We start from the raw sequence: 13,838 nt of genomic DNA, 5'->3' as shown, positions 1-13,838 counted from the left end.
CTTTTCTCTCAACTCAATTATTTTTTACCAATCTTAATTGATTTAAATACTTTTATAAGCTCATCAGCTACAAACTCTCCTTCAATATTTATTGTTAATGAACCAATACTTCCGATTAAAATATTATCAAAATCCTTGCCTGTAGCAGTAGTCACAAAAACAATGTCATCATTAATTATGCGTTCTTCAAAAATACGATTTTCATTATCCACAAAATTGTCCATATTTGAGCTATAGATGATATAAAGAACTTTTTCTTTGTTTGTAATCGTTATAATCCCCACATCACCTAATTCTTCTCTACTATATTCGAAATACCCGTCAGGCAAATACCCTATATTTATTTCAAAGTCAGCCAAATTAACATATGTAGCATTATTAAACCTGATAGACGTAAATTGCTCGTATATATTTACACCAACTCTAACAACTGATGCCCTAACATCTGAGTTAAATAGTAATGCACTAAATAAAATTGTAGATGTTGCCATTATAAGTATGGCAACTCTTTTTGTGTAATACAAAATTTGCTTAAAATTATCTTTTGCTTTATCTTTTGAAAAAAGTTTATCCATTTTTAATTCAAACTCCGGCGAAAATGAATATATTTTATAAAGTTCTTCATTTGAAGGTATACTTGTTATTTCTTCCAAGTAATTATCAATAACTGCTTGACGTAAGAGAGCTTCAAATGCTACATCATTGCTGTTTCTAGTACTCATTTTAACTCACCTTGCTTTCATTAAATCATTTATTAATTTCTTTTTTGAGTAATACATAATATTATCGACTTCTTTAGGAGTTATCCCAAGTTCATTGGCTATTTCAATGTAACTCTTATCAAGATAATATTTTAAAAGAAGCACTTGTTGACTTATTACGTTTAGAGTTTTCACAGCATTTTGTAAAGATTTATACTCTGATGACATAATCACTTGTTCTTCAACAGGCATATCGCTCGATTTAAGTTCATTTTGCAACTCATCAAAATCTTCATCGCTATAGCGCTTTTGTTTCCGGATTATATCAATGCACTTGTTCTTCACTATATAAACGCACGAAGCTCTTGTTTTCCTATAATCTAAATATAAGTATTTTTCTTTATGATTTATTATTGAAACAAAGGCCTCATGAACAGCGTCTTCAGCTAATGTTCTGTTGTTAAGTATTTTCATTGCAACTGCCAATAATGCGTGTCTATGCTCTTCATAAATTTTAGTCAAAGTATTCTTATCGTATTCATTGTTAAGCATTGATATGTAAATGGATAGCATAATTTGGCCTCCTCTCCCGTCACATCTAAAATTAATGAATATTAGATATAGAACCTGGACATTCGATACGATGTAATTATATTCAATATGACTTATTGGAGGGTCTAGATTAATTTTATATAATCACCACTTCCATTTGATTTTAATTTTCTAATATGAATAATTGCCTAATTTGAACTCTTGTCAAAATAATTAGAATCATATACATTTTTTCTTTTCTTCAGAGTTTCTGCTTTATTGTATAAATATCTCACGTATAGAGCTTCTATAGTAATTGTTAGAACCAATTAGCTCCTTTTTAAATTATATCACATGGAATTTAAATTTTGGTAAAATATGTTTTACGTTATTGAATCTACATATACCTTAAAACCAACACACCAACCAATATGGCAAACACTCCCTTCTCCACGATCCCATCAGTAGTAACAACAGCCATTTTCACCCTTTTCTTACTAAATGGAAAGAATAAAGCCGTTCCAGAATGGGTTAATATGTCTGCTAATACATGTAAAATACATCCTAAAGAAAGTCCAATAGCTAGGCTCTTAAAGTTATAATACTCAGTTATAAGATATGAAATATATATTACAAAGCCTAAACCAACTAAACTATGGGTGAAGGTTCTCTTCAGTTGCCGCTGAGGGGCTATTTTCTTTCAACCATGATTTCAAGTAATATCTAAGGTCTTTTATTGTACCCCCATATAAAAAGCTTTTCTTAATCTGCATCACTACACCTCCCTTCTAAGAATTGAATCCAAATAAAAAAAGCCTATTTCTAAGCTTCTCTTTAAATAAAGTAGGTGGTTCTTTAAAAATTGCTTTACGAGACTGCATCATGGGGTGATGTGCCATCGATAATTGCAACCTTTAAGGCTGGTATCACTACAGCATCCACCCCTTCAGGACCTGCTGAACAGTGATGAAACTCGATATCATAACCCCTTTCTACCATTTCGTGACCAATTTTCTTCATCAAAGAAGATTTTCCAACCCCTGGGCCACCCTTTAGTAAGTAAAGTCGGTTCGCTTCCTTTAAATCAATTACGTACTGATAATACGAGAAAAAGCCTACCGAAGTATTGCCTCCTGGAAATAATCGTTTAATCCTTCCCTTTGTTGCCATATGATTTAATCCCTCTCTAAGACTTTCTATCTTTTCAGTTTATTCAACTGACTTAGAAGAGGTAATTGTTAAATACTCTATCCTATAGATATTTTATTATCCTGCATGCTGGTGATAAATTGATAAAAGCTAACTTATTATGTATTAATGGCTAAGCTCAGAAATAGGTGAAAAGTTTAAAGATAAAAGCAAATTATATTATAATCAAATGGAATCTAGATCTTTTTTTTCATGTAATATCTGTTATGACCCGAAGGACAATCTTCTAAAACACCAAAAATTTCATATCCATTTTTTAGATAAAAATCTTTTGCTTGAAAATCAAAAGTGTCTAAATGCGCAAGTTCACAACCTTTTTCTTTTGCTATATTTTCGACTTCAATTAATAGTGCTGCACCATACCCACATTGTCTATACTCCTCTTTAACCCATAGCACGTCTATATATAGACAATTCCAACAATATAAGATGCTATTAATCCCTGCTATTAATTCCCCCGTCTTCCCTCTTATAACTCTATTTATAGCTACAAAGGTTGATTCTTGGGTAAAAGGAACTTTCGATAAATTGAACTTAACAATACCGTCATCAACTAAGCCCACTTCTTCCTTTGTACTTTTTTCAATAATAAAATTTTTCACGTTAATTTCCCCTTATTCAATTTTATTTTGTATTGCCATAGTCTTAAAACACCTTTTCAAATTTTTATATCATTTTTTGTCCGACTTCTTGACGGAGCCACCCTCTAGGTGAAGGCCCTGCCTACAGCTAATGTGACGACTGATTTAGTTAGAAGAAATGGGTATATAAATAATCCACATAACTCTAACCTAATGTCGTTACTAATTTAATTTTTCTATAGCATTAAGTTTTCTTATCGATAATCTATGCCAATATATAAATACTAAAGCCAAAATCATATAACCTAATGCAAATACTGAAATTAGATCTATTAATTCACCTCGGTAAAATTCCGTATAGAAGTTTAGCATAAAGTGAATCCAAATAGGAACGAGTAAATTTTTGCAATGATGATAGCAAATCCCAATTATAACCCCAACCGATGTAATGCATATACTAAACACGATTATATACTTTACTAGTTCAATTCCATTGTAACCTGTAGACACAAACCACAAAGGTGCATGCCAAAAATTCCAGATTAAACCTACTATTATTGATCCTTTAATTACACCTAACTTTTCTTCAACAGCTTGTTGTAAGTATCCCCTCCAACCACTTTCTTCTCCAACTGCTCCCTGTATTAAAGTAAAAAAAATAGCTGAGATAATTGTAGAAGAAGATAAGTCCAGTAAATTCTTGACTGGGAAACCCTGTTTTGTTGCTAGAAAATATATACTAACCAAAAAAATTAACAATTGAATTAAGAACGTCACTATCAATAATCTAATATTTAGTCGTTCTCGAAAACTATTTGTGTAAAAATTTTTTAAGGTACTATTTGGATAAAGCTTTTTAAACATAATTAAAAGAACTATAGTAGGAACCCATGAGTTTATAGCTGTCAAGAACTGCATGACTAATGGTGCCCCACCCAATTTTGATATTGCTATACCCGATAATGGAAATAACACTAGCCAAAATAATAAATACACAGAAATAATATATTGCTTTATATATTTTTTTTCTTTACTTATAGATTGCATTAACTTCCCTCTTTCTAACTGTATTCTCTTCTATTAATGATAAGTTCTAGGCAAATTAAACTAATATACTTCAGATCACGTTTCTGCAATTCTCAGCACTTCCAACTAAACCCACTTCACCTTCTTTTTGTAATCTTTTTTTTATAATCTTTTTTTTATAATCTTTTTTTTATAATCTTTTTTTCATCACTATTGCATCTAGTAAATTATGGGACCACTTCAATTGAGTTTTTTCTATTTCGTTAAATCCTCTATTTATCCAAAAATGTAATACTTCTTTATTGTAATTATAAACGACATCAATTCTTATACACTTTAATTTTTTCATTCTTATGTAGTTTTCAAATTCTTCATAAATTTCTTTTCCTAATCCTTTACTTCTATATAAATTATGCACCATAAGTAGTGATAAATAGCATTCTTCTATTGGACAAAAGTCTATAAACCCTATTACAGTATCATTGAAATTTTCTTTAACGATTAAGGTTTTAAAATTCATTTCTTTCATTTCCTCATGCTCTTGCTTTAACCATTCAAGACTTACTTCTTTCCTCCCCATATGAGATAAAAGAAAAAGCTGATTTGAATTATATACATCTAAAATCCCTTTTTCATCCTCTTTAGTTGCCTCGCTTATAGTAAAATTTTCTGTCTTTAAAATCACTAAATCCTCTCCTATCAAAGTATTTCTATTAACATGATTCTTGACCTACTTTCAGTCATCCTCTAATTCTTCATTTTCAAAGGCTAGTAGCTTTCTTTGAGTTTTTCCAGTTCTCCTAGGAGACTTTCATTCGTTAACCACACTCCCCGAACCATAGTTCCTTCTATAGTTCTAGTACTTTTAATGTCTTCTAGGGGGTTTTTCGATAAAAAAATTACTAAACCAATTAGATATCTATTCTAAAGCTATACACATAATCCTAATCTAAAGTTATCCAATATCTTTGAGTAATTCCTTCACCTTCTGGTATTTCATTTTCCAATTTAGCACCATTTTTTATCATAATCTTGGCAGAAGCAACATTTTCCTTATCACATGTAATTAAAACATGATTAATATTCATTTTTTTACATTCTATTAAAGCTAGGGCCAGTATTTCTGTTGCATAGCCTTTATTTCTTTCAGATTTCCTCACACTATAACCTATATGTCCACCAAAGTTTAATAAATAATTATTTAATCGATGTCTTATATCAATCATTCCTACCAAGCGTTCATCATCTGTAGTAATAGCCATATATGTAGTTGCAGGAACTAACCCCTCTCCTACAGTTTCTTCTTTTAAATTATCACAGAATGCACTATACCATTCTTCAAAAGTATTAGCATTTCTCAAGCCTGCAGTTCCATCCATGCTATCTCCACTTTCAATAAATTCTCTTTTATAATCCAGAAGTTCATCTTTATATTTTAATGACGGTAATACTAATCTCAATCTATTCATTTTAATCCTCCCATTGTATAAATACATTTATTTCTACCGACTCAATTTCATCATTCAGTTTATATTTCTTAATTTTAGCCTTTAATAAGTGGAAGAATTATCAATACCATTGCTAAAACCAATAATGTCCTTGTAATTAATTTAGGTAATTTACTAGACCTGCTACTTTTAAACCATCCTTTAAATTGCAAATTATTTCTATATACAACAAAAACAATTATTAAATTTGCAAATGCTATCATCCATCCTAACGAATTTTCTAATAAAGCTATATCTAATAATCCGTAAAGCCACACTTCTAGAGTTACTAATAAACCTGTACCAAATATTAATATAAACAAAACCCTTATTATTTCGATGAATGCTAACATATGATAATATCTCCTTTTAAAATAATCAATTCACTTCATAAAGAAAACTACAAAACATAAATTCTCCACATGATAAAAGGTATTCACTAGACTTTACATCTTTTATCTATTTGATTAATTATTTATCAATTTAAATTGGGCTTGGTCTATTATCTTAACACCATGCCTATCATTTACTAACTTAACCTCTGACGATTGGCTTTTTAAAAAAACAAGCTTATCTCCTTCTATTCTGAATACGTACTTATATAATTTATCATGGGTAATCATTGTTAATATGTCTTCCTCTATTTTATAGTCACCAGTTGGAAAATAACTGCTTAAAAGGTCATATGTAAAGGAAATATCATCACCTGAAATGGTAATCCGGGGAGTCATGACTGCCCCTATAATTGTTCCTGATTGTTCTAGAATAAAAGTTCCTTCTTTTATAGAATTGTCCTTATTGTTAGAATTACATGATGTGAAAATTGATAAAATCAGAATCATAATCAAACTAACCAATAATCTCTTCAAGTTTAATCCTCCCCTTCCAACTATTTGTGTTTTCCTTAACTAGTATTCTACACAGTAGCAAATTGTACCTTTTAAAAATGTCTATTATTTTCCATTATAATTCGACATATCTTTAAAGTCTTTTCTACTTTACAAAAATATGAATAAAATTATTAAAACAAAACACCTCAACTAAACCATCAGGTTGGCTATGGTTTATTAAGGTGTTTTGTGAGGGTGCTTATTCATTTAAATATTTAATCAAAAGCAACTCACATTGATATACTTTTATATATTATTTTACTCTACATTTTATTAGGAATCTTCCTCATTTGTGTCATCTCTATATTCTAAAATATCACCCGGTTGGCATTGTAGTTCTCTACATATCGCTTCCAGTGTGGAGAATCTAATGGCCTTTGCTTTATTGGTTTTAAGGATTGATAGATTAGCATTTGTAAGGTCTATTCTCTCTGCTAGTTCAGTTAAAGAGATCTTTCTTTTTGCCATCATAACATCCAAGTTAACGATAATCATCTTAGCCCCCCTTATACAGTTAAATCATTATCTTTTTTGATTTCCATGGCAAACCTAAATACATTGGCCAATACCAACACTACACAACCTATAAAAATATTTGAAATAAATACAGACACTAATGATGCCCCTAAGGACCCAGTAGCTTCTAAAGCCCTCCTACCTGTAGCTATTAAAGTTAATTGATATATCGTACTAACTAAAGGAAATGCAAAAAAGATATATGCCATCCTTTTAAACCTCATAATATTCCCCTCAACAAAGGGGTTTCGCTCAAATAATATAGTTCTAACAACCCGTTTTAGCATTACTATAATAGCCAAAGATCCAATCGAGCTTATAAATCCTGATAATACATATAATAAACTACCAACACCTTCTAATTCCTTAGTTCTAATCATACTGTATATCATTGGAATAAATAAAAATAACCCTATAATACCTATCAGCATTAAAAGATTTAAAAAAACATTTAGATATTTAGTTGATTCAGTTGATTCAGTTGATTCAGTTGATCTCATTTTTTTAACCCCTCTCTCTTTATATTAATACCATTATATTACATTAATTATTGTTTTTCAATAAATATTTATTAATTTTAGATATATTTTTATTTAAATTCAATATTTAAACAGAAACTACAAAACTAGATTTCTATTTTTAAACTTAGGTTCCTTATCAATTTAGATTCCTTATCAATTCAGGCCCCGTTTGTACGCAAGATTCTCTTATCTAAAATAAAATTGCCATCAATTATCTTCTTCCACGCAATAAAAAATACCGTACAATTTCATTACTGAAAACATACGGTAGTAAATTCTATTCATAATGGTAGTTATTATATATTTACAACAAAATATGATTAAAAGTGTTAGACAGAACATGATAGTTGCACTATTTCCTCAGACAAGACTAATTATATACTAATTATTATCTAATAACTTATCAATTTCTATCTAATAACTTATCAATTTTTTTATCCAATTCTTCTATTCTAGATTTTTGACTTATATAAGTCGTCGTCAATAGTGATAGTAACATTGAGATAATAATTAAAATACCCCAAATATTACTTTCAAAGATAATAATTGTTGCAGCATAACAAACAATTAGCCAAATAAAAAATATGGGTATAAATTCCTTCACTTCTGTACCTCCTTCACAAGTCTAATAATCTTCCCCCCCTCGTTTATCTCCATTTAGTTAAAATTCATTTACGAGAATACACTAATGCTTTCGGGGCTAATTCCTCTAAATTTCCATAATAAAATATGTAATGTCATCATCATTTATATTAGCTTCTGTTATGTTGACAATTTCTTGATCAATCCTACGTTTAGCTTCTAACACATCTACTTCCATCCCTTTTTTCATGATATCTATTAAAATTTCTTTATTAATTGTTTTTTGAAATTCTCTTGGTTCCATCAAACCGTCGGTAAAAAAAATAATTCTATCTCCTTTTTTTAAGTTTACTTCAGCCCTTTGATAAAGGGGTTGAAAATAGTCACCAAATTTACAGATTGGGAAGCCTTCACTTTGATCCAATACTTCAACTTCACCTGATTTTCTAAATAAAATAGGTATCGTATTCATTCCCCCTGTACAATAGGATAATATTTTCGTTGAGGCATTGTAGACAGCACTAAAAATTACAATATGCATCTCATCAGGAAAATATGCTTTATTAAACTCCCGATAAAGGTATTCCAAGGTTTTATCAGGGCGAATATAGCTCCCCATTCTTCCGTCATAATAGACTGGTTTAATAATTCGCTCAGTAAATACTGTCATCATTGCTGCAGCAACTCCATGTCCCGAAACATCTGCAATTACTAATCCAATATTTTCTTCGTCAATTTTTTGAATATAGTAAAAATCTCCACTCACCTTTTCACATGGAAAATTTTGCGAGGCAAATTTTACGTTATTAATTACTAAAAATTCTTCTGGAAGCAATGATTGTTGAATTAATTTTGCATACTCAAGATCTAAAATTAGTTTTTCATTTTTATTCTGAAGTTCCATTGTTCTCTCTTTAACGGTATGTTCTAAATTATCGGCGTAACTTTTTATTGTGTTACGGGCCTGATCTAATTGCTTAAAATGTCTTTCTAAATTGTATAGAAATATACCCCTAAAGATGTAAAAAGCACTTATAATCTTAAGAATATGCCCTAAAAAGTTATATGTATCATACACACTACGATACATTGTAAATGAAACTTCTGTGAAGATTGCATAGGTAATCCCATATGCATATAACATAAAAAATTTGCTTTCAGTTGCTTGATAGTCTTTAATAACTCTAAGTATAGTCACTATAAAAAAGAGGATAATAATATATTCCAGATATACTTTTATATGTGTTAACCCTTGTCCTTGTATAAATAAAACTGGAAATATGTCCAAATGAAAACTTACGAGATAAAAAATAAATAAAGTTCCCATTCCTGCTAGTATTAAATAGGTAAGGGGCTTTTCCTTTGACCTATGATCATGGGGAATAATTGCAGCAATCATCATACCAAAGGATTGAATCAACCTTGCTATAATCCAATAAGTAGTCGCCCTAGGAATTGAAGCTTCGACAAAAAAACCTTGCATGCCATTATAGCTCATAGTATGAAAGAAATCCAACCAACCTACCATAAAAAAAATAACTGCAAACACCAATAGCCTCGTTCTATGAATTTTTGTATATGTATAAAAGGTTACAGTAAAAACAATAAAATAAATTATGATTGTTATAAACTCCAACAGAGTATGAAAGTGCAAAAAGGAGGTAATGTCAAAAACCCAATAAATATGGGGTTCCAGTTTATCTACTAACGAAAAGGTACTATAGATTATAAGCCAAAGGAATCCTAATTTCAGATACGTTGTATTAATGATCTTGTTTTCGATTTTTTTAATTACTTCCATATTCGTCCCCCCCCTTATTACAAGAAACTACACAAACTATTTTTTTACAAACATCTTCCCGTTATATAGACATTATTTCTCCAAATTAAGACAAAATCCTCTATTCTATTTTCATTTATTACCAATGTCACAATTTTTTTAGAAAAAAAATGAACCCATACTCTCAAGGGTTCCCATTCTATATTAAGTATCATATTGTTATTGTTTAGTACCAATCATTTTGATTTGTACATTGCCTTTTACCTGTATATTGGCATTAGAAAATTGCTTATTCCAATTCTCTGCATCAAAAAAATCTTTATGGTTGGCTTTAACATATCTTCCATAACCAATATTATCTGAAACATATTGAATTTGTAAGCGATTAATTAATTGTTTACAGAGTCCTTCAAGGTGCAGATTAGCTGCATTTTCCATTTCTTTTATTATTTTTTCATCAAGAACTGTCATTGGTGCTGTATATTCTGATATATGGGCAATGAGGGAGACTTCATGGAAAATATGTAGCTGTGCATCACGAATCTCTGTTTTTATCTTATTTTTACCACTAATCACTCTTAAAGTAAGTATAGGAGATTCATCAGCATCCCCTAAAGGATAAGGCAAAGACATAAATCCATCATTAACTTCTCCCCTTAAGACAATTAATAAGAAGCTATCTACCCCTTCTATCTTGCCAATCATCCTATCCGAATTAAATAGTGCAATAGTATTTACAAGAAACTCATCGGGTCTATTTCCATATTTTAAATAAGGCATAACAGGTTCAATTCCATCAGTTTTTAAAGCATTGTTAAAACTTCGCAATGTTGTTAACGGAATTGTCGACGTTTCTTGACTTTGCTTTAACAAATCAGCAAGATAGAGGCTTACTAATGCTGATGCTGGAGGATTGAGTTCCATCAAATCAACTGCTCTTCCTTCTGTAATCATTAACTTCATGGTTCCCCTACCTTCCGGATCCCTCAACAAAGAGTCAGTATGTTGCTCTAAACCTCGTTTGGCAACCTCTTCACCAACAATTAACAAATGAGTATTATTGAAAGTAATTCTTCGAGCCGCTTTATTTTGAATATTATCTTGGGCATTTCTAAGGGATGCCCCTTCAGCAGAAATTTCAACCTTAGGCGCTTCAGCTTCTGGCAAAACAGTTGGCGCAGCCACTGTTACCAAATATTTGCCTGGATTCTCTTCACTAAGATCGACTCCAATACCATAAACTAAATAGAGATCTTCTAATTGCTTTGCATCCCAACAGGATGTAAATAGACCACAGATCAATATTAAAATTACTAATTTGCTAGCTCTTCTCACTTACAACCTTCCTCCCTCTAATTATGTACATTAACAAAAGTAAAATAGGAAGCACTATACCAAAACCAATACTTGCTTGCCCAACCTTTTCACTATAAGCAACTACCTTTGCAGAATTATCTGGTAGTAATGACAAAACATAAATAATAGGAGATAAAATATAGACGATTATACTAACTCTTTTATTTGAAATGATTGATTGGAGGGCTAAACAACCAGCAATTTGTTGAATAGTTAAAGTACCCAACACAGCAAAAATCCAAAAAAAAGAGAAAACAATTTCAATACGTTCAATAATGGGGAAATCTATCACATCAAGATAATTAATTATTGAGTATAAAATACCTGTTAGTTCTTGATAGCCAAACAATGCTATTTGAGCAGCCACAATAACAGTATATAACGCTGTTACAAATAAAATTGCCCATACAGAATATTTTAAGTTATTCTTATTTTTGTTAGATATATAGGGAAAAATAATTAAAATCACTTCATATCCTCCAAAAGCGTAAAAAGAGGGCATTACTCCTTTTAATATATTTTCTAAACCTGCACCACCTATAGGTTTAAAGTTAATTAATGAGGCCTCCGTTAGCGAAGGAAAAATGAGAACTATTAATGGAATAATTGCAAATACCATAATCTCATTAAATCTACCTACAATGGTCAACCCATCCTTTAGAATATACACCATAGTAGCAACAATAATTAAAGAAATAATTGAGGGAGGAGTTCTAGGTAAAAACCAAGTCCCTATCATTTCGTTTAAAAACCTAACTATAAGAGAACTTGCAAACACTGAATAAACAACATAAGCAGAAGTAATGATATAAGCAACAGGCTTACTTAAAAGATATGAGGTATATTCTAAAAAATTTAACTGGGGAAATTTACTGATTACAAAAATAGTAACACCCACAATTATACTTATTCCAATCCCATTGATTAAAACTGATATCCATGCATCTTGTTTAGACACTTCCGCTACAGACCTAGCTAAACCTAATATGCCAGTCCCTACCATCACGCTAACAATAATTAAATAACTTTGTTCAGCAGTAATTTCACCATCTTTATATTTGCTGATCATAGAAACCTCTCCTACTCAATTTTTTTATTCTTATTGGATGCAGGTAATGGCCGCTCTCCAATACTTCCAATTTGGGCCCTAAAAACAGTATCCTTCAAGTCTTTTATATAAATTGGTGCAATAGGCGTTAAATATGCATAGCCAAAGGAATTGATTCTACACATGTGGGCAATGATCCAAGTCCAGGTAATGATAATACCAAAGGCGCCAAAGGTTGCTGCCATTAAAATCATTGGAATTCTAATGAATCGTATGGCGTAGGAGGTACTAAAATGGGGTAAAATATACGACCCAATGGCGGTAATGGCTACAACAATCACCATAATTGGGCTTATGATACCTGCTCTAACAGCAGCATCTCCTATAACCAATGCTCCCACAATACCAATGGTTTGTCCGATTCGTGATGGTAGTCGAACGCTGGCCTCTCTTAAAAGTTCAATTGTTCCCTCCATTAAGAAAGCTTCAATTACAGGTGGAAATGGAACCTCTACTCTTGTTTTTGCAATATCTAAGATAAAGTCAGTTGGTAAAATTTCTTGATGAAATGTGGTAATAGCAACGTAAATTGCTGGAAAGGTTGTGGCGATAATAAATCCAATAAATCTAATAAAACGAACAATATTGCCATAAATAACCCGTTCATAATAGTCTTCGGGGGACTGAAAGAACTGAAATAGTCCAACGGGCAAAATGAGGGCATCTGGGGAGCCATCTACCAAAATACTAATCCGCCCTTCTAATAAATTGGCACAGACCTTATCGGGACGTTCTGTTACTAACATTTGAGGCAATATAGAGAAGTTATTATTAATTAATAATTGTTCTATATAACCACTGTCGAAAACACCTTCTATTTTAATTTCTTCTAATTTATTTAATATGTCTTGAAGTAATTGTTGATTAACGATATCATTTATATAAACAACTGCTACTGTGGTATTTGTTCTTGTGCCAATGGTTAAAGGCTGTATTACCAAGTTAGGATCTTTTAGCTTCCTTCTAATTAAGGCTGTGTTTGTACGAATACTTTCAATAAAACTTTCTTTCGAACCTCTTATTACGCTCTCAACAGAAGACTCTTCTACGTTCCTAGTTTCAAACCCTTTAGTATCTAATAGAAAGACCTCATTCAATCCATCAATAAACAATACTGTATCACCTGACAAAATTGTATGTGTAATGTCTTCATACTTTTTCGTTTTTTTTATATCATTCACTAGTAAATTATCCTGTAGAAAATTAAGTATCGTATCTTTTGAATGATTAGATTCCTGAAGCATGTTAAGTCGCTTAATAATCCCTTCATTAATAATGAAATTGTCTACAAGTCCGTCAGTAAAAATTAATGTAGCCTCATCAAAATTACCACAGTTATAATGTAAGTTTACCTTTCTAAAAAGAATATCACTTGAACCATTAAAAATATTTTTTATATGATTTATATTAATTTCAGCTTCTTCTAAGATTTCAGAGTTAGCATCTGTTATGTTGGACTTTTCAATTTTATTAATATTTTTATTGTATCGCTTATATTTATTGTATCGTCCCAATTTAATCACTCCACCCATGTATTAAATATAATCTAT

General features: G+C 30.9%; 17 protein-coding genes. All 17 read right to left on the bottom strand.

The features are described 5' to 3' along the window. Nucleotides 1-17 precede the first annotated feature (17 nt). The 17 genes from T335_RS0103120 to T335_RS19725 all read right to left on the bottom strand — a co-directional run bounded on the left by T335_RS0103120 (nt 18) and on the right by T335_RS19725 (nt 13,802). Complete coding sequence (locus T335_RS0103120; RefSeq protein ID WP_026476234.1) at nt 18-722, bottom strand: DUF4367 domain-containing protein; 705 nt, start codon at nt 720-722, stop codon at nt 18-20. 6 nt (nt 723-728) lie between these two features. Then, entirely contained in the window at nt 729-1,274 is a 546-nt protein-coding gene (locus T335_RS0103115) for an RNA polymerase sigma factor (protein WP_026476233.1), read from the bottom strand. A 355-nt stretch (nt 1,275-1,629) separates the two neighbouring features. After that, nucleotides 1,630-1,845 carry a metal-dependent hydrolase gene (locus T335_RS22975; RefSeq protein ID WP_408605159.1) on the bottom strand — a complete coding sequence of 72 codons (216 nt, stop codon included), beginning with the start codon at nt 1,843-1,845 and terminating at the stop codon, nt 1,630-1,632. 254 nt (nt 1,846-2,099) lie between these two features. Next, nucleotides 2,100-2,402 carry an ATPase gene (locus T335_RS0103105; protein WP_026476232.1) on the bottom strand — a complete coding sequence of 101 codons (303 nt, stop codon included), beginning with the start codon at nt 2,400-2,402 and terminating at the stop codon, nt 2,100-2,102. A 215-nt stretch (nt 2,403-2,617) separates the two neighbouring features. Further along, entirely contained in the window at nt 2,618-3,043 is a 426-nt protein-coding gene (locus T335_RS0103100; RefSeq protein ID WP_026476231.1) for a GNAT family N-acetyltransferase, read from the bottom strand. 201 nt (nt 3,044-3,244) lie between these two features. Beyond that, nucleotides 3,245-4,069 (bottom strand): CPBP family intramembrane glutamic endopeptidase, encoded by an 825-nt coding sequence (locus T335_RS19730; RefSeq protein ID WP_034327581.1) that lies wholly within the window; start codon nt 4,067-4,069, stop codon nt 3,245-3,247. A 169-nt stretch (nt 4,070-4,238) separates the two neighbouring features. Beyond that, nucleotides 4,239-4,733, bottom strand: coding sequence for a GNAT family N-acetyltransferase (locus T335_RS0103090; RefSeq protein WP_051569106.1), 495 nt, complete (start codon nt 4,731-4,733; stop codon nt 4,239-4,241). Nucleotides 4,734-4,992: 259 nt separating this feature from the next. Next, complete coding sequence (locus T335_RS0103085; protein ID WP_026476229.1) at nt 4,993-5,517, bottom strand: GNAT family N-acetyltransferase; 525 nt, start codon at nt 5,515-5,517, stop codon at nt 4,993-4,995. A 74-nt stretch (nt 5,518-5,591) separates the two neighbouring features. Further along, complete coding sequence (locus T335_RS0103080) at nt 5,592-5,888, bottom strand: hypothetical protein (protein ID WP_026476228.1); 297 nt, start codon at nt 5,886-5,888, stop codon at nt 5,592-5,594. 114 nt (nt 5,889-6,002) lie between these two features. Further along, nucleotides 6,003-6,404 carry a hypothetical protein gene (locus T335_RS0103075; RefSeq protein ID WP_026476227.1) on the bottom strand — a complete coding sequence of 134 codons (402 nt, stop codon included), beginning with the start codon at nt 6,402-6,404 and terminating at the stop codon, nt 6,003-6,005. A 294-nt stretch (nt 6,405-6,698) separates the two neighbouring features. Continuing rightward, complete coding sequence (locus T335_RS0103070; RefSeq protein ID WP_026476226.1) at nt 6,699-6,920, bottom strand: helix-turn-helix domain-containing protein; 222 nt, start codon at nt 6,918-6,920, stop codon at nt 6,699-6,701. Nucleotides 6,921-6,931: 11 nt separating this feature from the next. Continuing rightward, nucleotides 6,932-7,441 carry a DUF2975 domain-containing protein gene (locus T335_RS0103065; protein WP_026476225.1) on the bottom strand — a complete coding sequence of 170 codons (510 nt, stop codon included), beginning with the start codon at nt 7,439-7,441 and terminating at the stop codon, nt 6,932-6,934. Nucleotides 7,442-7,865: 424 nt separating this feature from the next. Further along, nucleotides 7,866-8,066 (bottom strand): hypothetical protein, encoded by a 201-nt coding sequence (locus T335_RS0103060; RefSeq protein WP_026476224.1) that lies wholly within the window; start codon nt 8,064-8,066, stop codon nt 7,866-7,868. A gap of 105 nt (nt 8,067-8,171) precedes the next feature. Continuing rightward, the gene (locus T335_RS0103055; protein ID WP_026476223.1) at nt 8,172-9,845 is read right to left on the bottom strand and encodes an MASE3 domain-containing protein; all 1,674 of its coding nucleotides are present in this window, start codon (nt 9,843-9,845) and stop codon (nt 8,172-8,174) included. 198 nt (nt 9,846-10,043) lie between these two features. Next, nucleotides 10,044-11,159 (bottom strand): Ger(x)C family spore germination protein, encoded by a 1,116-nt coding sequence (locus T335_RS0103050; protein ID WP_026476222.1) that lies wholly within the window; start codon nt 11,157-11,159, stop codon nt 10,044-10,046. Further along, nucleotides 11,146-12,249 (bottom strand): GerAB/ArcD/ProY family transporter, encoded by a 1,104-nt coding sequence (locus T335_RS0103045; RefSeq protein WP_026476221.1) that lies wholly within the window; start codon nt 12,247-12,249, stop codon nt 11,146-11,148. The genes T335_RS0103050 and T335_RS0103045 overlap by 14 nt, the downstream gene beginning before the upstream one ends. An 11-nt stretch (nt 12,250-12,260) precedes the next feature. Next, the gene (locus T335_RS19725) at nt 12,261-13,802 is read right to left on the bottom strand and encodes a spore germination protein (protein ID WP_034327577.1); all 1,542 of its coding nucleotides are present in this window, start codon (nt 13,800-13,802) and stop codon (nt 12,261-12,263) included. Nucleotides 13,803-13,838 lie beyond the last annotated feature (36 nt).

The sequence above is a fragment of the Alkaliphilus transvaalensis ATCC 700919 genome (assembly GCF_000621485.1).
Lineage (GTDB): Bacteria > Bacillota > Clostridia > Peptostreptococcales > Natronincolaceae > Alkaliphilus > Alkaliphilus transvaalensis.
This window is presented reverse-complemented; position numbering and strand designations above follow the sequence as displayed.

Coding starts and splice junctions, on each gene's coding strand:
- T335_RS0103080 (WP_026476228.1), bottom strand. CDS start 5,888: ATGTTAGCATTCATCGAAATAATAAGGGTTTTGTTTATATTAATATTT.
- T335_RS0103045 (WP_026476221.1), bottom strand. CDS start 12,249: ATGATCAGCAAATATAAAGATGGTGAAATTACTGCTGAACAAAGTTAT.
- T335_RS0103085 (WP_026476229.1), bottom strand. CDS start 5,517: ATGAATAGATTGAGATTAGTATTACCGTCATTAAAATATAAAGATGAA.
- T335_RS0103055 (WP_026476223.1), bottom strand. CDS start 9,845: ATGGAAGTAATTAAAAAAATCGAAAACAAGATCATTAATACAACGTAT.
- T335_RS19730 (WP_034327581.1), bottom strand. CDS start 4,069: ATGCAATCTATAAGTAAAGAAAAAAAATATATAAAGCAATATATTATT.
- T335_RS0103115 (WP_026476233.1), bottom strand. CDS start 1,274: ATGCTATCCATTTACATATCAATGCTTAACAATGAATACGATAAGAAT.
- T335_RS0103120 (WP_026476234.1), bottom strand. CDS start 722: ATGAGTACTAGAAACAGCAATGATGTAGCATTTGAAGCTCTCTTACGT.
- T335_RS0103105 (WP_026476232.1), bottom strand. CDS start 2,402: ATGGCAACAAAGGGAAGGATTAAACGATTATTTCCAGGAGGCAATACT.
- T335_RS0103070 (WP_026476226.1), bottom strand. CDS start 6,920: ATGATTATCGTTAACTTGGATGTTATGATGGCAAAAAGAAAGATCTCT.
- T335_RS0103065 (WP_026476225.1), bottom strand. CDS start 7,441: ATGAGATCAACTGAATCAACTGAATCAACTGAATCAACTAAATATCTA.